This is a genomic window from Cupriavidus sp. GW823-FHT07B10 (assembly GCF_058794355.1).
Genome location: NZ_JBXAGS010000003.1, coordinates 224,206 through 245,337 on the forward strand (window position 1 = coordinate 224,206; position 21,132 = coordinate 245,337).

A 21,132-nucleotide genomic window follows, 5' to 3' on the forward strand; every position below is an offset into this window, starting at 1 on the left:
ATTGCGCCATATCCGTCACCGCCGCACGCAGAAAACGAACGCGATGCGCGGCCGAGCGATTTAAACGACGGGAATGAGGGAACAGAACATGCGCAAACAACAACTCGCCGTAACGGCACTCCTCGCAACCTTGCTGGCCCTGGGTGGCTGCGCCAGCGGCAGCGGATCGACCTCCATGGGCACCAGCGACACGGCGGGCACCAATGGCGGCGCCAAGACTACGGGTACCGATGGCACTGGCGGCATGGGCGGCTCCGGCGGCAGCACCGACGTGGCCAGCGGTGGTACCGGTGGCACGGGCGGCGGCACGGGTGGCACTGGCGATAACAATGGCGGCAATACCGGCGGCGGCGAAACGCCCACCGCACGGACCCCGACCGCCGAGGTCATCAACAATACTAGCAAGGTGCTCGACAGTACCGGCAAGACGGTCAGCGATCTTGGCGACAAGCTCGGCAGCAGCAACCTGCCGCTGGTGCCGACCCAGACACAAACCGGCCTGGGCGACGCCGTAGCCTCCGCCGGCGATGCCATCGGGGCACTGGCCACGGGCCTGCAATCGGGCCTGGGCAGCATGCCGAACTCGGATAATCCGGTAGGCACCACGGTAGCCAGCACCGGCAACGTGGTCACCGAACTTGGCAAGACCTTATCCAGCACCGGTACCGCCGTCAGTGGCCTTGGCACCGGCCAGCTCGCGCCACTGGCGCCGCTGACCTCGCCGCTGGGCACGGTGGTGAACGAGTTGGGCAAAACGGTGAGCGGCACTGGCGAAACGCTGACCACGGTGCTGTCGACCGGCGCGGTCGAGCAGGTGACCACCACCACCAGCAAGCTGATCGTGCCGATCACCTCGCAGCTGACCGGCGCCGCACAGACGCTCGGCGCGGCCACGGGCCTGGGCGCACCGACCACCAGCCTGCTGGCGGCCGTGGGCGGTGCGCTCGCGACGGCCGGCACCACGCTGCAACAGACCAACACGCCGGTGATCTCGGGCGTCGGCGGCGTGGTGAACGCCACCGGCACGACCGTGGCATCGCTGGGCGGCGCAGTGAACGGGCCCGCCAGCGGCGGCGGCCTGGGCGCGCTGAGCCCGGCACTGGCACCCGTGACTGCGCTGGCCGGGGGGCTGACTGGCGGTGCAGGCGCTGGCGGTACGGGTTCGCCGCTGGCGCCTGTCACCAGCCTGGTCAGCAGCATCACCGGCGGCCTTGGCAGTGCCACCGGCGGCAGCACCGGTTCGCCGCTGGCGCCGGTCACCACCGCGGTCAGCGGCGTGGTGAATGGCGTGGTCGGCGGCGTCACCGGCGCCGCGGCGGGCACTGGCACCACCAGCCCGCTGGCCCCCGTCACCAATGTTGTCGCCGCCGTGACCGGCGGCGCCACCTCCACCGCGGGCAGCACCACCAGCAAGACTTCGACCACCAGCGCCACCGGCCCCATCGGCGGCCTGGTTGGCGGCCTGCTGGGCGGCCTGACCGGCGCGCTCGGCCAGAAGTAATCCAGCCTCAGCCGCTGCCCTGGCGATCGCCTGATCGCGGGCAGCGGAGCACACCAGATTCAACGTAGCGGCCACGCGCTGAACCGGCAGCATCGGACGGCAGGCGCACGGGGGTAGCGGCAATTCCCGCGCCAGTGGCACGCGACGTCAATAGCCGCAGTATTTCCTTACAGGGGTTTTGCCATGCGTGCACGTCATCGCGTTGCCGCGCTGCTGGTCAGCGTCGGCGCGTTCCATCACGGCCTGGTCCAGGCCGATCCGCGCAGCCCGGTCCAGGGCGACCCAACCCAGACGCTCCCGAAGATTGCTCCGGCCCGGCCCGACAGCAGCGTGACCGTGCAGGTCGAACGGCCGCAGGCGGCCATGCAGGACCTGCTCAATACACGCCTGACACCGCGCCGCTTTCGCATCGAAGGCGCGAAGACGCTGCCGTTCGAGGAGGTAGCCGCGCAGTTCAAGCCGCTGGCCAATCGCGAGATCACGGTGGCGCAGCTGCTGGAAGCGGCCAACACGGTGACGCAGATGTACAAGGACCGCGGCTATCCGCTCTCGTTTGCCTTCGTGCCGGCGCAGGACTTTGCCAACGGCGATGTGCTGATCACCGTGGTCGAAGGCTATGTGGCCAAGGTGACGGTCACAGGCAAGGCGGGCCCGGCAGAGGGCCGGCTGCGCGCCATTGCCGAGAAGCTGCAGCAGGACCGCCCGCTGCGCCAGGACCGATTCGAACACTACGTCAATGCACTGGCCCTGCAGCCCGGGCTGCAGGTGGCGGCCACGGTGCAGCCGCCGACCACCACCGACGGCGCCTGCGAGATGGTGCTCGACGTCAAGCGCAAGCCGTTCACCTTCGGCACCGGCATTGAATACATGTCGCCAGGCCTGCGCGCCATTGCCACCGCGACCACCAACAGTCTGACGCCGCTGGGCGAGCAGATCTCGGTCTCGGCACTGTTCCCCAAGGGCCGCGACAACGAGGAGTACTACGCCGCCAGCTACGCGCAGCCGCTCGGCACCGAGGGCATGATCGCGCGGCTCAATGCCTCGCACTACCGAGGCGTGCCGCAGAACGCCACGCTGGAGGCGATCGGGTTCAACCCGCGCTACGTCAACGACACCAAGCGCATCGGCGGCTCGCTCAGCTATCCGCTGCTGCTGTCCAACGCGCATACGCTCACGCTGACCGGCGGCTTCTACGGCGCCGACCAGTTCGAGCGGTACACCCACACCGCCACCGGCACGCGCGTGACGCTGGGCACCAACGTGCGCGTGGGCACCGCGGAGCTGACCTACGTTCAGCGCGGCGAAGGCGTGAGCCGCAACGCCACGCTCGGCCTGTACAAGGGTTTCGATGCGCTGGGTGCGAGCCGCCAGAACAACACCAACGACCTGAGCTTCTTCCGCACGCGGCTGCTGCTGTCGCAGTCGAAAGACCTGCCGGCGGGCTTCGGCCTCACCGTGGCCGCGGCGGGCCAGTACAGCGGCGACCGCCTGGCCTCGGGCGAGCAGATCAGCTTCGGCGGACGCTTCTTCGGGCTGGGCTATCCCGCCGGCGAAGTGGCGGGCGACAAGGGCTGGGGGGCCTCGGCGGAAATCAGCCGCCTGTTCCTGCCCGACATGACCTACCTGCGCACCATCCAGCCCTATGTGTCGGCCGACGTGGCGCGCGTGTTTTCCAACAGCGTGTCGCTGTCGCACCGCAGCCTGTCATCGGTAGCCATTGGCGCGCGCTTCTCGGACCGGCGCTACTACACGCTGGATCTGTCGGTGGCACAACCGGTAGGTGACAAGCCGACCAATGCAAGCCGTCGGTCGCCGCGGATCAACATGACTTATTCGTACCAGTTCGATTGAGCTGGTCGCGTTTGGGCTGACGACACCAGGTTTCCCTGCACCCGGCCGACGGCAGTCTCGCGTCGGCCGATTTTTTTATCCCGAAGGCTGCATCTGGAGCGAGCACGCGCACCAATCCGCACAGGCAGCGCAGCCCGTGCCGTCGCGCAATTCCGCCGCGCAAGCGCGGCGCCGCACTCAGCTCACGCGGAAACCGATCTTCAGCGTGACCTGGTAGTGCGCAATCTTGCCGTTCGTGATGTGGCCGCGCGTTTCCACCACTTCGAACCAGTCGATGTTCTTGATGGTTTCACCGGCCTTGGCAATGGCGCTCTGGATGGCCTGGTCGCAGCCATCGGGTGAAGATCCGACGATCTCGACCAGCTTGTAGGTATGGTTGCTCATATCCCTCTCCTTGGCGGGCGGACCCGCGGGGGTTCCATCCATCATAGGCGCGGGTGCGGATAGTCCCAAGGGCAGCGGCGGTGCAGCGATGCTGCACCGGATAGCCGGCCGCAGATCCTGTTACACAATCACGCTTTGCCAGTGGCGTATGCGGCTGCTACGCTGCGAACCCGCCCCGACAGCATGCGGCGCGCGGCGCGCGCATGCCGTCATTCACCGACGCAAAGATCCGCCGTGACTTACAGATTCATTCGCCGGGCCGTGCTGGGCCTGGGCCTGGCCGCCGCCGTGTCGGCCTTCACCTCGTTCAGTCCCTTCGCGCTACTGGCGCATGCCCGCTCGGCTTCCACCTTCGACCAGGTGACCGACACCATCGCCAACAGCATCAGCGAGACCTTCAACGAGGCCGTCGCCAACCACTTTCCCGCACGCACCGGCAAGCCGGCCCAGCCGCCGGATGCGAAGCCGGTGCCGGCCAAGCCGTTTGCCGATGGCAGCGGCTACACGCTGTGCTTCGTGCCCGATGGCGCGAGTTGCCAGGCGCTGCTGATCAATGCCATCCGGAGCACGCGCCATCGCCTGCTGATCCAGGCCTATTCGTTCACCAGCGCACCGATTGCCGAGGCCGTGGCACAGGCGCACCGGCGCGGCGTGGACGTGCGCGTGATCCTGGACAAGAGCCAGCAGTCCGAGCGCTATACCAGTGCCACCTACCTCAAGCATGCCGGCGTGCCGGTGGTGATCGACAACAAACCCGCGATTGCGCACAACAAGGTGATGGTGTTCGACGACCAGGCAGTCTTCACCGGATCGTTCAACTTCACCAAGTCGGCGCAGGAGCGCAACGCCGAGAACGGCATGCTGATCCGCGGCGACGCCGCCGTGGTCAGGGCCTACACCGACAACTGGAACAAGCGCTACCAGCAGTCGCGCGCGTACTGACGGCAGCAGCAGGGCGCCCTGCCCTGCACGAAGCGGCGCGCAGTGGCAAACTTGCAGCTTTCCTGTTCAGCCCCCTTCCGGAGAGCCTTTCCCCATGACAGCCATCCCCGACAGCCAGTGGATCCGCGTTGACACCGCCGCGGGCAGCTTCGATGCCTACCTGAGCCTGCCGCCGGCAGGCGTGCAGCCCGGCGCGCCGGGCATTGTGCTGCTGCAGGAGATCTTCGGCGTCAACGAGCATATCCGCGCCGTGGCGGACCAGTACGCCGCCGACGGCTATGCGGTGCTGGCGCCGGACGTGTTCTGGCGCCAGGCGCCACGCGTGCAACTGGGCTACGAAGGCGACGACATGGCGCGCGGCATGGCGCTGCGCAAGGCGGTGGATGTCACCGCCGCGCTGGACGATATCGCCGCCACGGTGCAGGTGCTGCGCCAGCACACCGGCGCCGGCAAGGTGGCGGCGGTGGGCTATTGCTTCGGCGGCCTGCTGTCGTACCTGAGCGCGGCGCGCGGGCTGGTGGATGCGGCCGTGCCCTACTACGGCGGCGGCATCCAGAACCAGCTGCAAGAGGCGGCGAACATTCGTGTGCCGGTGCAGTTCCACTACGGCGCGCTCGACGCGCACATCCCGCCAGAGGCCGTGCAAGGCGTGCGCGACGCCATGGCCGGCAAACCCGGCAGCGAGATCTACGTCTACCAGGGTGCGGACCACGGCTTCAACTGCTGGGCGCGCGGCTCCTACCACCAGCCCAGCGCCGCGCTGGCCCACGGGCGCGCGCTGGTGTTCCTGTCGGAAGCGCTGTAGTCCACCCCGACGCGCTGTAGTCCCACCCCGAGACGCTGCCGCCTTGCCATGGCCGGGCGGCAGCCTTTATCCTCGGCGCTTGGCTTCAAGACTTGCTGGACCCACCATAACAATGGAGACCACACCATGCAGTCAGAGCAGCAGCGCGCCCTGCGCAACACCATTCCCGACGCCATTGCCCGCGCCGTGCGGCGCAGCCCGGGCAAGACCGCGATCCGCTTCGGCGAACGGGCCTGGACCTATCGCCAACTGGATCAGGCCGCGGCCCGCGTGGCCGGCGCGCTGGCGCAATGAGGCCTGCGCCCCGGCGACCGCGTGGCCGCCTTCGGCAAGAACTCAGACGCCTATGTGCTGCTGTGGCTGGCCTGCCTGCGCAGCGGCCTGATCCATGTGCCGGTCAATTTCTCGATGACGCGCGCGGAGGCCGAGTACATCGTCACGCAGTCGGGCGCCAGCGCAATCTTTGCCGATCCGGCGCTGGCCGACCGCGTCGAGGGCCTGCCCTGCAAGGTCAGCGGCACGCTGCACGGCGGCAAGGTGCGCGATGTACTGGCAGCCGCCGCCAGCGGCCCCGCGGCACCGGTGTCCGATTCGCTCACCGACACCACGCCTGCGCAGATCCTGTACACCTCGGGCACCACCTCGGCCCCCAAGGGTGCCGTGCTGACCCATCGCGCGCTGCTGGCCGAATACGTCAGCACCATTGCCGCCTGCGATATCCGCGAATCGGACTACTCGCTGGCCGCGCTGCCCCTGTACCACTCGGCGCAGATGCATGTCTTCCTGATGCCGCTGCTGCTGTGCGGCGGCACCACGCTGATCGCCGACAGCCCCGAGGCCGGCTATTGCCTGCGCACCATCCACGCCGAGGGCATCACCAGCTTCTTTGCGCCGCCCACGGTGTGGATCGCGCTGCTGCGCCATGCGGACTTCGATCCGGCGCGGCTGGGGTCGCTGACCAAGGCCTACTACGGGGCCTCGATCATGCCGGTGCCGGTGCTGCTTGAGCTGCAGCAGAAGCTGCCGGCACTGCGTTTCTACAACTGCTACGGCCAGAGCGAGATCGGGCCGCTGGCCACGGTGCTGGGCCCCGACGAACACGCCGGGCGCCCCGCCTCCGCCGGCCGGCCGGTACTGAACGTCGAGACCCGTATCGTCGACGAGACCATGCAGGACGTGCCGCCCGGCGAGCTGGGCGAGATCGTGCATCGCTCGCCGCAACTGCTGACGGAGTACTGGGACAAGCCCGAACTGACCGCTGAAGCCTTCACCGGCGGCTGGTTCCATTCCGGCGATCTCGGCTATATGGATGCCGAGGGCTACCTGTACGTGGTGGACCGGATCAAGGACGTGATCAATTCAGGCGGCGTGCTGGTATCGAGCCGCGAGGTGGAAGAGTGTCTGTACACTCACGGCGCGGTGGCCGAGGCAGCGGTGTTCGCACTGCCGCACCCGAAGTGGGTCGAGGCAGTGGCCGCCTGCGTGGTGCGCAAGCGCGGCCATGAAGACGCCGCCGAGGAAGAGCTGATCGCCCATGCGCGCCAGGCACTGGCACCGTTCAAGGTGCCCAAGCGCATCGTGTTCGTCGCGGACCTGCCGCGCAACACGGCGGGCAAGCTGCTCAAGCGCCAGCTGCGCGAGGACTACGCGCAGCTGTTCGGCACTTAGTACGGCACGGCTACGCCGTTCTCGACCTTGACGCGGTCGCCGATGCGCATCTGGTAGGCGCTGGACTGCGTCAGCGTCAGGTAGGCGTTGTCGCTGGTGCGCACGCGCACACGGTAAGCCGCGGCCGAGGATCCGGTGCGCTTCTCGACCTCGTTGCCGGCCACCGCACCGGCAACCGCGCCGCCGATGGTGGCCACGGTATTGCCGCGGCCGCCGCCGACCTGGTGGCCCAGCAGTCCGCCCACGATGCCGCCGACCACGGCGCCCGCGCCGCTGGTCGAAGGCGGCTGGCCGGGCACCACCTCGATCGCCTCGACCCAGCCGTAGCGCACGCCGTAAGCCTGGTTGCCGTAGTTGTTGCCGTAGTTGTTGCCGTAGCTGCCGTCCGGATATGACTGCTGCGGATACGGCTGCTGGGGATAGCCTTGCTGCGGATACCCCTGTTGCGGATACCCCTGTTGCGGATACCCCTGCGGGTAGCCCTGCTGCGCCGGGTAGCCGCTGATGGTGGTGCTGCCGCCATAGCCGCTGGTGCCGTAGCCGCTGCTGCTATAGCCGCCACCGTAGCTGCCGCCGTACCCTCCGCCATACCCGTTGTCGTAGCCATACGGCGTGGCGCACCCGGCCAGCGCACCGGCGCCAAGCACCGCAAGCACAACCGAACGAAGGGGGATGGACATGTCAGGACTCCTGCGCTCTGCGCGTGTTGGGGAATGCGCGCGAGTCTAGGGCCGCCGGCAGCCAGCGGGTGTCACCGGAACCTGTGATTGGTAACTGCCTGTAACTGGCTGGCAGTGCAGGCCTGCCGCGGCTCAGGCGCGCTCGGCGCCGTCGTCGTTGAACTGGGTGATGCGGGCCACGCGGAAAGCGCCGCGCAACGATTCCAGCTCGGTCCGGTGCAGCATCGCCAGGCGGTTCAGGTAGCGCTCGCCCTTGGCCAGCAGGTGTACCTGCACCACGCGGCGGTCCTCGGGGTTGAGCCGGCGCCTGACCAGCCCCGCCGCCTCGCAGCGGTTGACCAGCGCCACCACGCCGTGCTGCTTGGCCTGCAGCCGTTCCGCCAGTTCGCCGATCGAGGCCCAGTCCTTGTCGGCACAGCCGCGGATATGCAACAGCAGCAGGTACTGCTGCACGGTCAGCCCTTCCGCGCGCGCCGCATCTTCGGAAAACCGCAGGAAACGCCGCAACTGGTAGCGGAAATCCGAGAGCGCCTCGAAGTCGGCCTTGGTAAGCGATGTGGATTTCCGGGACGGGGCGGACTTGCTGGGCATAAGGTGGCGAAAAAGCGCAAAGGAGGAGGAAAGCGCAGGAACCACGCGCAATACCACGGGTGCGCGGCCGGTCCCGCAACCGGGGCGCACGCAATTATAGGGGCCGCGCACCGAGGCGCCAGCACAAACATGTCCGCCAGCTCATGTGCCCGGCGCACGGTTGCATCGTGCCGGCGTCAGGCTATGGCAGAATCTGTGCGGTTGCAGACACCTTCACCCGTCACCGGAAAACGCACCGATGTTCTCGGAAATCGCTCTCTTCCTGCTGGATACCGTCTTCACCCTGTTCGGCATGGCGCTGTTGCTGCGCGTGTGGATGCAGCTCACGCGGCTGCCTACGCGCAATGCGGTGTCCCAGGGGGTGTTCCAGATCACCGACTGGCTGGTGCGCCCGCTGCGCCGGGTCATCCCCGGGGTGGGCGGCATTGACTGGGCCACGGTGGCGGGCGCATGGCTGACCGCGATGGTGTTCCTGGTGCTGGTCGCGCTGCTCAGCGGCATCGACCTGCTCGGCTTCCTGCCGGCCATGCTGCTGACCGCCCTGCTCTATGTGCTGAAATGGACGATCAGCCTGGTAATGTGGGTCACGCTGCTGATGGCGATCCTGTCGTGGGTCAACCCGCATTCGCCGATCACCCCGGCCATCGACCACCTGACCGCGCCGGTGCTGCGCCCGATCCAGCGCGTGGTACCGCGCCTGGGCGGCTTCGATGTTTCGCCGCTGGTGCTGTTCGTGATCGCGCAGATCCTGCTGATGGTGATCGCGCGGCTGGGCGCCAGCATCTTCGGCATGCACTACTGAGCCAGCGGCGGCTCGGCACATTGTCCAAGGCTCTGGACAGTGTGTCGAGAATTGACCCTTTTTCTGCCCCGTGTGAAGTCCTACATTGCAGGCACCGTGGCGCTTCCGCCACGCACCCTGCCTGAGAAGGACCACACACCATGAAGACCATCGCCCAACGCCGCAGCCTGGCGCTTTCCCTGCTGTGCGCCGTCAGCCTGTCGTTTGCCGCGGCCGCTGCCCACGCCTCCGAACCCGTTTCCGACATCGCCCGCCTGGACGGGAGCATCGCCCACGCCGGCAAGGCCGACCCGTTCACTGACGGCGCCAGGACCACCGATCGCCGCGACGCATTCACCGACGGCGCCTGAGCTCCTGCCCTTTCCGTTGCCACGGCCCCGGCCGTGGCGGCCCGCCAGCGCCCTCAACCCGCCGTGCGGGCCTCTCCTTCAGCCTGCCCGCTCGCGGCTGCTTCCGCCCCCATCCCCCCGTCCAGGCCCGCCTCGGGCTCCAGCTCGGACACCATCATCGATTCGATCGCTTCCATGAAGGCCCGCACCTTGCGCGGCTGCAGCCGCCGGTCCGGCAGCAGCGCGAACACGCGCAGCGGCGGCAGCGGGTAGTCAGGCAACACGCGCACCAGCCGCCCCTGCGCGATCTCGGCCTCGCAATAAATGACCGACAGCCGGGCGATGCCCAGCCCAGCCAGCGCGCCCTGCAGCCGCAGTTCGGCGTTGTGGGTCTGCATGCGCGGACGGATAGGCACGGACACGGTCTGGCCATCGCGGGTGAATTCCCAGACGGTGTCGCCGGGCGTGGTCAGCGTCGGCATATTGGCCAGGTCCTCCGGGCGCAACTGCGCCGGCAGGCTGGCCGCCAGCGCCGGCGCGGCAAACAGGCCGCGCTCGACATGGTAGATGCGGCGCGCCACCGTGCCGGAGTCGGGCAGGTCGGTGTCGACGACGACGAAGGCCACGTCAAACCCGTCGCGGATCGGGTCGACCAGGCCCTGGGTGATTTCCACGGCCACGTCCAGCGCCGGGTGCGCCGCCAGCGTGCGGCAGATCACGCCACCCAATTGCTGGGCGCCGAACTCATAGGGTGTGGCGATGCGCAGCACGCCCTGCACGCGCTCCTCACGCGCCAGCGTTTCCTGGCGGATTTCGCGCAGGCGCGCAAACAAGGGGGCGACATCGCGGTAGACCGCCTTGCCAGCATCCGTGAGGCGCATGCGCCGCGTGGTGCGCTCCAGCAGCTTGGCGCCGATGGCGGTTTCCAGCCGCGCCACTGCGGCCGAGACACGCGACTTGGGGCAGTCCAGCTGCTCCGCCGCGGCCGTGAACGTCCCCTGCTCGACCACGCAGCAGAACGCCTCCCAATCATTCCATTGGATTGTTTCATTCACCGGACAATGTTTCCCTGACAAGCTGTAGTTCCCGACGGCAGGCCTACATTATGCTTGAGCGATGCAACAAACGCCTGTCCCCGCTGGACCGGACGCCTCAGCCCCCGCAGTTCCAGCAGCCCTAGCCCCCGCCGCCCCCACCCCCCAGCGCCCGCGCATGCAACTCGCCAGTCACCCGGAAATGGGTCACTGGCGTCTTTCATTGTTCGGCCTGACGCTCGGGCTGGTGACCGGTATCGACTTCTCTTCCACGCTGATGATGGGCGTGGCCAGCCAGCATATCCAGGGCGGCGTCGGTGCCGCGCCGGAAGATTATCTGTACGCGATCTCGGCCTACGCGGCCACCGCGGTGCTGATGAACATGGTGCTGGACCAGGTCGCGCGCCGCGTCACCTACAAGCGCTTCACCATCGGGTCGCTGCTGGTATTTGTCCTGGGCTCGCTGATCTGCGCCGAGTTTGCCAGCCCCACCGGGCTGATCACCGGCAAGGCGGTGCAGGGGCTGGGCGCCGGCGGCCTGTTCGCGGCCTCGCGCATCCTGGTGCAGCTGGTATCGACGCCGGCCGAGCGCGGCCCGCTGATGCTGCGCTTCGGCGGCGGCGCGTTCTCGATGCTGGCGATCACGCCGTGGCTGACCAGCATCTTCCTGGACGATATCGGCTGGCGCGCGGTGTTCCTGTTCCAGGCCGGCATTGCGCTGCCGGTACTGCTGTCGGTGGCGCTGACCTACCCGACCCGCGCGCCACGCGACCCGCATCCGCCGGTATCGACACTGGACTGGCCCGCCGCCATCGCCGCCGCGCTGGGCGCGCTGGTGTTCCTGCATACGCTGCAGGAGATGCGCTACACGCGCTTCTTCAGCTCGCTGGAAATGCCGCTGGCCGCGCTGTGCGGGCTGGCATTGTTCGCCTTCAGCGGCTGGCGGCTGTATCGCCATCCGGATCCATGGATCGACTTCTCGCGCCTGGCCGGACGCCAGTACCTGTACGGGCTGGGCTTCTACACGCTGTACTACCTGCTCTCGTCGGCCTGGTCGTTCCTGCTGCCCTCGCTCACGCAGACCGGGCTGGGGCTGACCTTCCGCACCACCTGCATGCTGTTGTCGACCAGCGGCACGGTGTCGGCCATCGGCGCCATCGTCATTACGCTGGGCATGGCGCTGGTGTTCCGCAAGCGGCGCGTAATCGCCATCGGCTTTGTCGTCTACGCCTGCGCGGCGATGCTGCTGTCGCAGCAGCTGATGCCGGGCGCGCCGGATTACGCGCTGGTGCCGGTGGTGGTGCTCGAAGGGCTGACGCCGGTGCTGCTGATGGTGCAGGTGGCATCGATGACTTACCTGGAAGTGCCGGTCGAGGATTTCTCGCACGCCTACCAGTTCAAGAACGTGTGCAAGCAGATCGCCTCGGCAATGGGCACGGGGCTGGCGAGCGTGTTCATGCAGGACGGCCTGGCACAGCACCGCACCCACCTGGTGGAACACATCACCCGCTACAACCCGGTGCTGCAGGCGCCGGATGCGCTCTCGGCAACGAGTCTGGCCAAAATCTCGCTGGAAGTCGACCGCCAGGCCACGCTGCTGGCCGGCATGGACATGCTGCACGGCTTTGCCGTGTTGTGCGTGGTGGCGGCGGTGTTCGTGCTGGCGCAGCGCAGCTTCCGGTAAGGAACCCACGCGCCGGGCGCCAGGCCATGTCCGGGGCCGGTACTGGCGCAATCCCGCCATTTCCTCTACCCTTTCGGCCTTTCCGTGCCAATCCGGCGAACCGCGCCGGGCTACGTAAATGGCCAGCCCCACCGATTCCCGCCAGAACCCGCCGCGAGCACCGCAGACCGCCGACAGCGCCGCCGCCACGCCCGAAAAGCCGAGCGACAGCTATGTGCAGTCCTTTGCACGCGGGCTGTCGGTCATCCGGGCCTTCAACGCTCAGCACCCGGCCCAGACGCTGACCGAGATCGCCCAGGCCAGCGGCCTGACGCGTGCCGGCGCGCGCCGCATCCTGCTGACGCTGGTGGGGTTGGGCTACGTGCAGGCCGACGGCCGCCTGTTCCGGCTGACGCCCAAGATCCTGGACCTGGGCTTCGCCTACCTGACCTCGATGCCGTTCTGGAACCTGGCCGAGCCGATCATGGAGACGCTGTCGCAGCAGGTGCATGAAAGCTGCTCGATCTCAGTGCTGGACGGCACCGAGATCGTCTACGTGCTGCGCGTGCCGGCGCGCAAGATCATGACCATCAACCTGTCGATCGGCAGCCGCCTGCCGGCCTATTGCTCGTCGATGGGGCGGGTGCTGCTGGCCGGCCTGGCCGAGCCCGAGCTCGACAGCGTGCTGCGCGCCACCGACCTGCGCGCGCGCACCAGCCGCACCGTCACCGACGTGGATGCGCTCAAGGCCATCGTCGCCGACATCCGCAAGCGCGGCTGGGCGCTCAACGACCAGGAACTGGAAGAAGGGCTGGTGTCGCTGGCCGCGCCGATCCGCAACCGTGCCGGCCACACCATCGCCGCCATCAATATCAGCGGCCAGGCCAACCGCACCAGCGCGCAGGAGATGCTGGAGCGTTTCCTGCCGCCGCTGCTGGAAGCTTCGGAGAAGATTTCCGGGCTGGTCGGGCTGCGCACCTGAGCGCAGCCGCGGGGATCAGACTGCCGCGGGCAGCTCCACGCTGCCGAACTCGGCCGAGCGCGTGCCATCCAGCGGCCGGTTGCTGGCCCCGAAATACGCAAACGCCACTGACAGCTTGACCGCGTCGGAGGCATTGCGGCCGGCCGCATGGAACAGCCGGCTGTCGAAAAACAGCACGTCGCCGCGGTGCAGCGCCAGCGGCTGCGCGGCATCCAGCAGGGGCTGGCTGGCCGGGTGGGCTTCGATCAGGAATTCGGCCGGGTCCAGCTGGCCCGGCTCCAGCTTCGCCTGGTGCGAACCCGGGATGACGCGCAGCACGCCGTTGCGTTCGTCCTCGTCGCCCAGCGCCAGCCACACCGTCACCAGTTCCGGCCGGGCAAACGACCAGTAGCGCGTATCGCGGTGCCAGCCAGTCTGGCTGCCGTAGTGCGGATGCTTGGTCATCACGCAGTTGTGGTGCGCCAGCGTGATGCGGGCGGGCTCGCCCAGCAGCGCCTGCACCACCGCCACCAGCTTCGGGGCGCTGGCCCAGCGGCGGAAGACCTCGTCGCGCCCGTAGGCCTGGCGCAGCCGCCTGACCGTGCCGCCGCCGGCGGCATCGCGTGCGGCCGGCGCGCCGGGATAGCCCAGGTCGGCCTCGAACTCCACCGGCGGCACCGCCGCGGCCAGGTGCTCACGCGTCACCGCCTCCAGCGCCGCGCACGCCGGCTCATCGGCAAAGCCGCGCAGGATCACGAAACCGTTGGCGTGGAAGGCCTGCACCAGGCGCGGCAGCGCGCCGGCATCGGCAGACAGGACGGAGGAAGGCAGGTCGGCGCAGGGGTCCAGCGAGGTCATTGCAGCAGGCGCGGTACAGGCAGCGGAAAGAGGAATGGGAAGGGCCGCGGTGGCCCGACAGGCTCATGATGCCAGAACCGGCGCAATCTGGCGCAGGCGCTGCACCATAACCATGCAGACAGCGCCGGGGCACTCACTCTCCGTACGGAAACAGACGGTGCCGCGTGCCGCCCGCGCCGCTACAATGCGCTGGTCTTCACCCGATATTCCGTGCATCCACCCGCTATTTTCACCTTTTGCGCCGAGGTCCAACGTGACAGCTCGCCCACGCATCGTCGCTTCGCTGGCCGAGGCCCAGGCCCAGCTGGGCCGCATCGTTCTTGGCAAGCCGCAGCAGGTGCGGCTGGCGCTGGCCTGCATGCTGGCACGCGGCCACCTGCTGCTCGAAGACGTACCTGGCGTCGGCAAGACCACGCTGGCCCATGCGCTGGCGCGCACGCTCGGGCTGCAATACCAGCGCGTGCAGTTCACCAGCGACCTGTTGCCGGCCGACCTGATCGGGGTTTCGGTCTTTGTCCGCGACGCCGGCGAATTCCGCTTCCATCGCGGCCCGGTGTTCGCGCAGGTGGTGCTGGCCGACGAGATCAACCGCGCGCCGCCCAAGACCCAGAGCGCGCTGCTCGAGGCCATGGCCGAGGGGCAGGTGACCCATGACGGCACCACGCACGCGCTGCCGTCGCCGTTTTTCGTGATCGCCACGCAGAATCCGCTGGAGCAGATCGGCACGCATGCCTTGCCCGAATCGCAATTGGACCGCTTCACCATGCGGCTGTCGCTCGGCTACCCCGACCCCGCCTTCGAGCGCGTGCTGTACCTGGGCGGCGCCAGCGCGCCGGAGCTGCCGCCGGTGATGGATGGCAGCCAGGTGCTGGCGCTGCAGGAGGCTGCCGCACAGGTGTACGCCAGCCCGGCGCTGGTGGACTACGTGCTGGCGCTGGTGCAGGCCACGCGCAGCCACGGCGGCTTTGCCGCGGGGCTGTCGCCGCGCGCCGGGCTGGCGCTGCTGGCCTGCGCGCGCGCCTGGGCCCTGCTGGCGCAGCGCAACATGGTACTGCCGGAAGATGTGCAGGCGGTCTTCACCGCGGTGGCCGCGCATCGGCTGCTGCCCGCCGGCGCGGGCGGCCACGCCGCCGTTGCCGGCGAACTGGCCGCGCTGCAGGCCGGCGTGGCCATTCCCTGAAAGCCATGGCTGCGCGCAAAAGCGTGCTCCGCGGCGCGCCGGTCATGGCTCAGCGCCGCACGGCGGGCCGGCGCCCGACCGGCGGAACCGGCGGCACGCTGCTGCTGGATCGGCGCCACCTCTATATCCTGCCCACCCGCGGCGGCCTCGGCTTTGCGGTCGTGCTGGCGGCGATGCTGCTGACTTCGCTGAACTACAACATCAGCCTGGGCTTTGCGCTGACCTTCCTGCTGGCCGGCATCGGCATGGCGTGCATGTGGCTGGCCTACCGCAACCTGCTCGACCTCGCCGTGGCCGCGGGCCCGGCGGCGCCGGCCCATGCCGGGCAGGATGCCGTGTTCCAGCTGCGCATCGACAACCGCGATGCCGACGCGCGCATCGGCATCGAGGCGCGCGTGCCGACGCTGCCAAACGTGGCAACCGCCATGCTGACGCTCGATGGCAGCGCCAGCGGGATGCTCGCCCTGCACGTGCCGACTGCGCGCCGGGGCCGGCTGGTGCTGCCGCGCGTGGCGATCGCCAGCCGCTTTCCGTTCGGGCTGTTCCGGGTCTGGAGCTATGCGGACCTGGACATGTCGACGCTGGTCTATCCCGCCCCGGAGCCCGATGCCCCGCCACCGCCTGCCGCATATCGGCCAGACGCTGGCGATGGCGTGCACACGGCCGCGAGCGCGGCAACCAGCGACGACGGCATCGACCAGCTGCGCCGCTACCGCAGCGGCGACCCGCTGCACCGCATCGCCTGGAAGCACAGCGCGCGCACCGGCCGCTGGCTCAGCCGCGCCGGCGATCCACCGCAGCAACCGGCGCGCTGGCTGGACTGGTACGCACTCCCGGCCGGCATGGAGGCGGAAGCGCGGCTGTCGCGCCTGTGCGCGTGGCTGCTGGCCGCCGGTGACGATGTCGAGATCGGCCTGCGCCTGACCGGCGTAGAACTGCCGCCAGCGCGCGGCGCCAGCCACCGGCGCGCCTGCCTGGAAGCGCTGGCGTTATGGCCGCAACGGCCCGCGGCCTGCCGCGCCGGAGACCGGGCGTGAAACCCGTCGCGCGGCCGCTGCGGCATGACGACCATGGGCTGCTGCTGGGCCAGCTGGCGCTGGTGCTGGCGCCGCAGGCGCGCACGCTGCCGGTGGCGGTCAGCCTGTTGCTGGTGCTGCTGCTGGGCTGGCGCTGGCTGCTATGGCGGCGGCGGGCGCCGCTGCCTTCGCGCTGGATGCTCGGCATCACCGCGGTAATGGTGCTGCTGGTGGCCAGCGCGCTGGTGTGGCAGGACGGCGGCGGCATGGGGCGCGAGCTCGCCGTGGCGCTGCTGGGAGCCTTTGTCATCCTCAAGCTGCTGGAATGCCGCGCGCTGTCGGACGCGACGCTGGTCACGCAGCTGTCGTTCTACCTGCTGCTGACGCTGTACCTGTCCGACCAGCCGTTCTGGCTGGCGCTGTACAGCCTGGCGATCGGCGCCTGGGTGCTGCGCAACTGGCTGTTGCTGCACCACCCCGAGGCGCGCAGCCGGCTGGCGATCTGGCCGCTGCTGGGACGCATGGCGCTGCTGGGGCTGCCGTGGGCGCTGGCGCTGTTCGTGCTGTTCCCGCGGCTGGAGCACCCGCTGTGGCAACTGCCGCAATCGGCGCCGCGCGGCACCACCGGCATCAGCGACACCATGCGGCCGGGCAGCGTCGGGCAGCTGATCCGTTCTCCCGAAGTCGCCCTGCGTGCCGAGGTCGCCGGCCCGGCGCTGCCCGCCGCGGCGCTGTACTGGCGTGCGCTGGTGCTGTGGGAATACGACGGCACCACCTGGCACCCGTCGCGGCAGCGCCGGCAGCAACTGGCGCCAGCGCCCGCCGCCGGCAACACGAATGGCATCGACATCAGCATCACGCTCGAGCCCAGCCAGCAGCGCTGGCTGTTCGCGCTGGACCGCGGCCAGGCGCTGTCCGCCGGCGTGGATGCCGCCGCCACGCCCGACGGCGAGTTCATGGTGCGCCGGCCGGTGGACCAGCGCATCCGCTACCGCACGCATTCCACGCTGTCCCCCGCGCCCGAAGCGCTGACAGCCGCCACGCGCCGGCTGGCCCTGAGCCTGCCGGACGGCAATCCGCGCGCCCGCGCGCTGGCCGCCCAATGGGCCGACCGCCATGCCGATCCCGTCGCGCGCGTGCAAGCCGCGCTGCGGCTGTTCGCGGCGGCGCCCTTTGCCTATACGCTGAGCCCACCGCCGCTGGGCAGCGACCAGGTCGACAGCTTCGTGTTCGACACCCGGCGCGGCTTCTGCGAGCACTACGCCAGCAGCTTCGTCTTCTTGATGCGCGCCGCCGGCGTGCCCGCGCGCGTGGTCACGGGCTACCAGGGTGGTGAGTACAACCCCATCGGCAACCACTACGTGGTGCGCCAGTCCGATGCGCATGCCTGGGCCGAGGTCTGGCTCGACGGCCGCGGCTGGGTGCGCGTGGACCCGACCAGCGCCGTTGCCCCGGGCCGCATCGAACAGGGGCTGGATGCGGTAGTGGGCAGCGAAGCCGCGGACTGGCGGCCGTCGCAGCAACCGGCATGGCTGAAGGACCTGCGCTGGGCCTATGAAGGCGTCGTCTACACCTGGCAGCGCTGGGTGCTGCAGTACGACCATGCGCAGCAGCAGCGGCTGCTGCTGGCACTCGGCGCCGGCGTGGGCGCCGGGCAGTTGCTGGCCGGCGTGCTGGGCGCACTGTGCCTGCTGGCGCTGGTGCCGCTGTGGCGGCGCCGCGGGCCGGCAGACCCTGTCGATGCGGCCTATGCCCGCTTCTGCGCCCTGCTGGCCCGCCACGGCTGCGAGCGCGCCCAGGCCGAAGGACCGCAAGACTTCGCCGCGCGCGCCAGTGCGCGGCTGCCGCGCGCGGCCGACGCGATCGCTGCCGTCAGCGCCGCCTATGTCGGCTTGCGCTACGGCAACCTGCCGGCCGCGGGCCATGCGCAGGCGCTGGCAGCGATGCGGGCAGGCATTCGCCAGATCGCCGCGGCGTTGCGGCATTAAGCCCCCGCCAGCCACGCCGGCCGGCACGCCCTGTCGGGATTAGCTTCGCTTGATATAATTACATCTGTAACTATATCGAATGCAATCGATCCGCCGCTCGCGTGGATCGCAACGCCTCCAGCCATGTCTTTCGAACAACGCATCGACCGCTTCTGCGCCGACCATCCCGAGGCCCCGCGCGACCTGATCCTGGCCTCCAGGCTGCTGCTGCGCACCGCGCGCCTGCTGCGCGGCCATATCGACCAGGCGCTGGCCCCGTTCGAACTGGACATGAGCCAGTACCTGCTGCTGAGCATGCTTGCCGTCGACGAAAACCGGCCCAGCATGCCGTCCGAGCTGGGCGCCACGCTGGACGCCACGCGCACGCAGATGACGCGGCTGCTGGACGGCCTGGAAGCGCGCGGGCTGCTGCGCCGGCGGGCGTCGGCCAGCGACCGGCGCAGCCTGGAGCTGACCCTGACCCCGGCCGGCCGCCGGCTGCTGGAGCGCGCCGCGCCCGCGGTGCATGCCGCCTACGGCGAGGCCTGGGCGCCGCTCGGCGCAGGCGGCCTGGCCGGCGCCACGCGTGCGCTGACTCAATTGCACCAGACCCTGGAGGGGCTCCAGCCATGAATCCCGGCTCACCCTGGCAGCCTCTGCCTCTGTGGCGATTGCGCGTCAGCATGCGGTGGCTGCACTGGCTGAGCCACCGGCAGCGCCAGACCCTGCTGATGATGCTGCTGGCGCTGGCCACCGGCTTGGAGTTCCTCGAGAACATCATGTTCGTGTTTGCCTCCAGCCATATCGTCGGCGGCCTCGACGCCGACCCGCGCAGCTTCGCGCTGGTGCAGGCGGCCTACGCCGTGGGCAGCATGCTGATGATCCTGAAGCAGCAATGGCTGTCGCGCCGGTTCGGCTACCGCTACTACCTGACGGGGGCGCTGCTGCTGTTCATGGCGGGCACGGTCGTGGCCGCAACCAGCCATGCGCTGCCGCAGATGGTGGTGGCGCGCTTTATCCAGGGTGTGGGCGGCGGCGCGCTGTTCACCAGCTGCCGCATCCTGGTCAACGTGCTGTTCGGCCCGACCGCGCGCCCGCGCGCCACCCGCATTTTCATGATCGGCATCTTCTCGGCGTCGGCGCTGGGCCCGGCCTTCGCCGCCGAGCTGATCGACCATGGCGTATGGCAGGACGTGTTCTACGGCGTGCTGCCGTTCGCCGCGCTGGCCACGCTGGGTGCCTGGCTGCTGCTGCCGGATGCGGAGCCGCGCACCGATACCGGCGGCCCCGCGCTCGGGCCGCTGCTGCTGTTCGGCGCCGCCATCGTGACCTTGCAGGCGGCGCTGACCGAGGCGCGCTTCGACGTGTTCTCCCACCCGCTGCGGCTCGCGCTGGTGGCCGCCGCGGGCCTGGCGCTGCTGGCCGTGTTCCTGTGGCACCAGTGGCACCACAGCGAACCCGTGCTGCACCTGCGCGCACTGCGCCACCCGGTGTACCTGACCGGCCTGGCGATGTACTTCGTGTACTACATGATCAGCAACCTGAGCGGCTACCTGTTCCCGATCTACGCCGAGCAGGCGCTGAAGATCCCGCTGGCGGCCACCGGCTGGCTCAGCACCTTTGCCGCGCTGGTCAGCCTGGCCGGCATCTTCGTCTACCTGCAGGTGGCGCCGCGCCTGACGCGCAAGAAGCCACTGATGGTCGCCGGCCTGGTGCTGATGGCCGCCACGGCATGGTGGTTCTCGCAGATGCCGCCCGACGCCGGCCCGCCGGCGCTGGCATGGGGGCTGGTCGGCAAGGGCCTGTTCGGCGTGCTGGTGATCATCCCCATCGCCGGGCTGACGTTCCGGGCGCTGGGTCCCGATGAATTCGCCCATGGCTACCGCAGCAAGAACCTGATGCGGCAGGTCGCCAGCTCCTTTGCCTCGGCGCTGGGTGCGGTGCTGCTGCAGAACCGCCAGTTCGCGGTGCACGACAGCCTGCTGCACGCGGTGGGCCAGCGCCCCGCCGAGACCGAACACTGGATGGCTGCCATGCAGGCGGCATTGGCCGCACGCGGCTTCGATGCGGCGCAGGCCCACCTGGGCGCGCTCGCGCAACTGAACGGGCTGATCGAGCAGCAGGCCAGGCTGATTGCCTGCGAGGATATCTATCGGCTGATTGCGGTGCTGGCGCTGGGGGCAGCGGCGTACATGCTGCTGCAGCGGCGACTGCCCTGAAGCCCGCGCGAGCGGCTATGCGCAAGCGGTGCGACGACTGGAACTACTGCGGAACAGACGCGGAATCTTGGGGAGAAGCGAAGGCACCGCGCGCGAGGCGATGGCGCGGACGGGTCGCAGTGCCGGCGGATGCGGCACTGGCGAAGTACCTGCTCAGAACAGCGAGAGCTGGCGCATGCCGAAACCGATGGTCTCTTCCACGCGCGCACGGGCGTGGGCCAGCGAGCCTTCTGCGCCAGAGTAATTGCCGGCGGCCCAGTGGTAGACCACGGGGATATCGCCGCGCTCGGACAGGCGCACTTCGCCAAGCTTGTCGCCGCGTTCGTTGCGGTAGAAGTGTGAGCGATAGCCGCGCTCCCAGTGGGGGGCGACAACCTTCTTGCGCCGCCGGGGCTTCGGCGCGGAGCCGGCGGTGGACGTCGTGGACGTCAGTCGCCGCGCTCTATCGGTACCCGGCGTGATGGCGCGGGTGAAATCCAACTGCATAGACTTCCTCTTTGTCGATTCAGCAGAACCAGGGTCGGCGGGGGCTGCCGCCGCATGCTTCGTGCATCGCAGTCGAGATAATACCTGCTGGCGCGCTTTCTGTAAGCAGTTCGTTGCGCTGAATCCCGCCTCCGGCAAGGCTTAGCGGGCCGTATACCGGCTTCGTATACGTGTCGGTATACGTCGGGGTATACG

At 69.2% G+C, this 21,132-nt stretch carries 19 protein-coding genes and 1 pseudogene; 14 read left to right on the top strand and 6 right to left on the bottom strand.

Going from position 1 to position 21,132, the window contains the following annotated elements:
• Window positions 1-88 precede the first annotated feature (88 nt).
• On the top strand, window positions 89-1,501 hold the full coding sequence (locus tag AC1Q6V_RS08815) for a collagen-like triple helix repeat-containing protein (RefSeq protein ID WP_454750003.1): 1,413 nt from the start codon (window positions 89-91) through the stop codon (window positions 1,499-1,501).
• A gap of 183 nt (window positions 1,502-1,684) precedes the next feature.
• Window positions 1,685-3,352 carry a ShlB/FhaC/HecB family hemolysin secretion/activation protein gene (locus AC1Q6V_RS08820; RefSeq protein ID WP_011616394.1) on the top strand — a complete coding sequence of 556 codons (1,668 nt, stop codon included), beginning with the start codon at window positions 1,685-1,687 and terminating at the stop codon, window positions 3,350-3,352.
• Between the two features lie 177 nt (window positions 3,353-3,529).
• Here AC1Q6V_RS08820 and AC1Q6V_RS08825 read toward each other — a convergent pair whose 3' ends face one another.
• Window positions 3,530-3,736: a dodecin gene (locus AC1Q6V_RS08825; RefSeq protein ID WP_010809809.1), complete on the bottom strand. Its 207-nt coding sequence runs from the start codon at window positions 3,734-3,736 to the stop codon at window positions 3,530-3,532.
• 234 nt (window positions 3,737-3,970) lie between these two features.
• Here AC1Q6V_RS08825 and AC1Q6V_RS08830 point away from each other — a divergent pair, with 234 nt between their 5' ends.
• From AC1Q6V_RS08830 to AC1Q6V_RS08840, 3 genes and pseudogenes are all read left to right on the top strand, one after another.
• Complete coding sequence (locus AC1Q6V_RS08830) at window positions 3,971-4,678, top strand: phospholipase D family nuclease (RefSeq protein ID WP_231881474.1); 708 nt, start codon at window positions 3,971-3,973, stop codon at window positions 4,676-4,678.
• Window positions 4,679-4,772: 94 nt separating this feature from the next.
• Window positions 4,773-5,483 carry a dienelactone hydrolase family protein gene (locus tag AC1Q6V_RS08835; protein WP_010809807.1) on the top strand — a complete coding sequence of 237 codons (711 nt, stop codon included), beginning with the start codon at window positions 4,773-4,775 and terminating at the stop codon, window positions 5,481-5,483.
• A 126-nt stretch (window positions 5,484-5,609) separates the two neighbouring features.
• Window positions 5,610-7,151, top strand: a pseudogene (locus tag AC1Q6V_RS08840) (acyl-CoA synthetase).
• Here AC1Q6V_RS08840 and AC1Q6V_RS08845 read toward each other — a convergent pair.
• Both AC1Q6V_RS08845 and AC1Q6V_RS08850 read right to left on the bottom strand, forming a co-directional pair.
• A complete protein-coding gene (locus tag AC1Q6V_RS08845; RefSeq protein WP_454750002.1) occupies window positions 7,148-7,831 on the bottom strand; it encodes a glycine zipper 2TM domain-containing protein in 684 nt (227 codons plus the stop codon). The pseudogene AC1Q6V_RS08840 and the gene AC1Q6V_RS08845 overlap by 4 nt on opposite strands.
• A 132-nt stretch (window positions 7,832-7,963) precedes the next feature.
• Window positions 7,964-8,422: a MarR family winged helix-turn-helix transcriptional regulator gene (locus AC1Q6V_RS08850; RefSeq protein ID WP_011616392.1), complete on the bottom strand. Its 459-nt coding sequence runs from the start codon at window positions 8,420-8,422 to the stop codon at window positions 7,964-7,966.
• 238 nt (window positions 8,423-8,660) lie between these two features.
• Between AC1Q6V_RS08850 and AC1Q6V_RS08855 the strand changes: the two genes are divergently transcribed.
• Window positions 8,661-9,224 (top strand): YggT family protein, encoded by a 564-nt coding sequence (locus tag AC1Q6V_RS08855; RefSeq protein ID WP_454750001.1) that lies wholly within the window; start codon window positions 8,661-8,663, stop codon window positions 9,222-9,224.
• Between the two features lie 140 nt (window positions 9,225-9,364).
• Window positions 9,365-9,574: a hypothetical protein gene (locus AC1Q6V_RS08860; protein WP_010809802.1), complete on the top strand. Its 210-nt coding sequence runs from the start codon at window positions 9,365-9,367 to the stop codon at window positions 9,572-9,574.
• 53 nt (window positions 9,575-9,627) lie between these two features.
• Here AC1Q6V_RS08860 and AC1Q6V_RS08865 read toward each other — a convergent pair whose 3' ends face one another.
• The gene (locus tag AC1Q6V_RS08865) at window positions 9,628-10,608 is read right to left on the bottom strand and encodes a LysR family transcriptional regulator (protein WP_010809801.1); all 981 of its coding nucleotides are present in this window, start codon (window positions 10,606-10,608) and stop codon (window positions 9,628-9,630) included.
• A 61-nt stretch (window positions 10,609-10,669) separates the two neighbouring features.
• On the opposite strand from AC1Q6V_RS08865, the gene AC1Q6V_RS08870 reads away from it, so the two are divergent.
• Window positions 10,670-12,271, top strand: coding sequence for an MFS transporter (locus AC1Q6V_RS08870; protein WP_454750000.1), 1,602 nt, complete (start codon window positions 10,670-10,672; stop codon window positions 12,269-12,271).
• A 118-nt stretch (window positions 12,272-12,389) separates the two neighbouring features.
• On the top strand, window positions 12,390-13,232 hold the full coding sequence (locus AC1Q6V_RS08875; RefSeq protein ID WP_010809799.1) for an IclR family transcriptional regulator: 843 nt from the start codon (window positions 12,390-12,392) through the stop codon (window positions 13,230-13,232).
• Between the two features lie 15 nt (window positions 13,233-13,247).
• On the opposite strand, the gene AC1Q6V_RS08880 is transcribed toward AC1Q6V_RS08875, so the two are convergent.
• Window positions 13,248-14,069 (bottom strand): phytanoyl-CoA dioxygenase family protein, encoded by an 822-nt coding sequence (locus AC1Q6V_RS08880; RefSeq protein ID WP_011616388.1) that lies wholly within the window; start codon window positions 14,067-14,069, stop codon window positions 13,248-13,250.
• Window positions 14,070-14,322: 253 nt separating this feature from the next.
• Here AC1Q6V_RS08880 and AC1Q6V_RS08885 point away from each other — a divergent pair, with 253 nt between their 5' ends.
• The 5 genes from AC1Q6V_RS08885 (at window position 14,323) to AC1Q6V_RS08905 (ending at window position 20,451) form a co-directional block, all read left to right on the top strand.
• On the top strand, window positions 14,323-15,249 hold the full coding sequence (locus AC1Q6V_RS08885; RefSeq protein WP_058698583.1) for an AAA family ATPase: 927 nt from the start codon (window positions 14,323-14,325) through the stop codon (window positions 15,247-15,249).
• A gap of 5 nt (window positions 15,250-15,254) precedes the next feature.
• Window positions 15,255-16,286 (top strand): DUF58 domain-containing protein, encoded by a 1,032-nt coding sequence (locus AC1Q6V_RS08890; protein ID WP_454749999.1) that lies wholly within the window; start codon window positions 15,255-15,257, stop codon window positions 16,284-16,286.
• Entirely contained in the window at window positions 16,283-18,253 is a 1,971-nt protein-coding gene (locus tag AC1Q6V_RS08895) for a transglutaminase TgpA family protein (protein WP_454749998.1), read from the top strand. Before AC1Q6V_RS08890 ends, AC1Q6V_RS08895 begins: the two co-directional genes overlap by 4 nt.
• Before the next feature lie 123 nt (window positions 18,254-18,376).
• Window positions 18,377-18,865 (top strand): MarR family winged helix-turn-helix transcriptional regulator, encoded by a 489-nt coding sequence (locus AC1Q6V_RS08900; RefSeq protein WP_454749997.1) that lies wholly within the window; start codon window positions 18,377-18,379, stop codon window positions 18,863-18,865.
• Window positions 18,862-20,451, top strand: coding sequence for an MFS transporter (locus AC1Q6V_RS08905; protein WP_454749996.1), 1,590 nt, complete (start codon window positions 18,862-18,864; stop codon window positions 20,449-20,451). The genes AC1Q6V_RS08900 and AC1Q6V_RS08905 overlap by 4 nt, the downstream gene beginning before the upstream one ends.
• 153 nt (window positions 20,452-20,604) lie before the next feature.
• On the opposite strand, the gene AC1Q6V_RS08910 is transcribed toward AC1Q6V_RS08905, so the two are convergent.
• Window positions 20,605-20,937: a hypothetical protein gene (locus AC1Q6V_RS08910; RefSeq protein ID WP_010809792.1), complete on the bottom strand. Its 333-nt coding sequence runs from the start codon at window positions 20,935-20,937 to the stop codon at window positions 20,605-20,607.
• Window positions 20,938-21,132: the final 195 nt, after the last annotated feature.

What these genes read in the sequence shown, in the direction of transcription:
- AC1Q6V_RS08815 (WP_454750003.1), top strand. Translation starts at nt 89, where the DNA reads ATGCGCAAACAACAACTCGCCGTAACGGCACTCCTCGCAACCTTGCTG.
- AC1Q6V_RS08820 (WP_011616394.1), top strand. Translation starts at nt 1,685, where the DNA reads ATGCGTGCACGTCATCGCGTTGCCGCGCTGCTGGTCAGCGTCGGCGCG.
- AC1Q6V_RS08825 (WP_010809809.1), bottom strand. Translation starts at nt 3,736, where the DNA reads ATGAGCAACCATACCTACAAGCTGGTCGAGATCGTCGGATCTTCACCC.
- AC1Q6V_RS08835 (WP_010809807.1), top strand. Translation starts at nt 4,773, where the DNA reads ATGACAGCCATCCCCGACAGCCAGTGGATCCGCGTTGACACCGCCGCG.
- AC1Q6V_RS08845 (WP_454750002.1), bottom strand. Translation starts at nt 7,831, where the DNA reads ATGTCCATCCCCCTTCGTTCGGTTGTGCTTGCGGTGCTTGGCGCCGGT.
- AC1Q6V_RS08850 (WP_011616392.1), bottom strand. Translation starts at nt 8,422, where the DNA reads ATGCCCAGCAAGTCCGCCCCGTCCCGGAAATCCACATCGCTTACCAAG.
- AC1Q6V_RS08855 (WP_454750001.1), top strand. Translation starts at nt 8,661, where the DNA reads ATGTTCTCGGAAATCGCTCTCTTCCTGCTGGATACCGTCTTCACCCTG.
- AC1Q6V_RS08860 (WP_010809802.1), top strand. Translation starts at nt 9,365, where the DNA reads ATGAAGACCATCGCCCAACGCCGCAGCCTGGCGCTTTCCCTGCTGTGC.
- AC1Q6V_RS08870 (WP_454750000.1), top strand. Translation starts at nt 10,670, where the DNA reads ATGCAACAAACGCCTGTCCCCGCTGGACCGGACGCCTCAGCCCCCGCA.
- AC1Q6V_RS08875 (WP_010809799.1), top strand. Translation starts at nt 12,390, where the DNA reads ATGGCCAGCCCCACCGATTCCCGCCAGAACCCGCCGCGAGCACCGCAG.
- AC1Q6V_RS08880 (WP_011616388.1), bottom strand. Translation starts at nt 14,069, where the DNA reads ATGACCTCGCTGGACCCCTGCGCCGACCTGCCTTCCTCCGTCCTGTCT.
- AC1Q6V_RS08890 (WP_454749999.1), top strand. Translation starts at nt 15,255, where the DNA reads ATGGCTGCGCGCAAAAGCGTGCTCCGCGGCGCGCCGGTCATGGCTCAG.
- AC1Q6V_RS08900 (WP_454749997.1), top strand. Translation starts at nt 18,377, where the DNA reads ATGTCTTTCGAACAACGCATCGACCGCTTCTGCGCCGACCATCCCGAG.
- AC1Q6V_RS08905 (WP_454749996.1), top strand. Translation starts at nt 18,862, where the DNA reads ATGAATCCCGGCTCACCCTGGCAGCCTCTGCCTCTGTGGCGATTGCGC.
- AC1Q6V_RS08910 (WP_010809792.1), bottom strand. Translation starts at nt 20,937, where the DNA reads ATGCAGTTGGATTTCACCCGCGCCATCACGCCGGGTACCGATAGAGCG.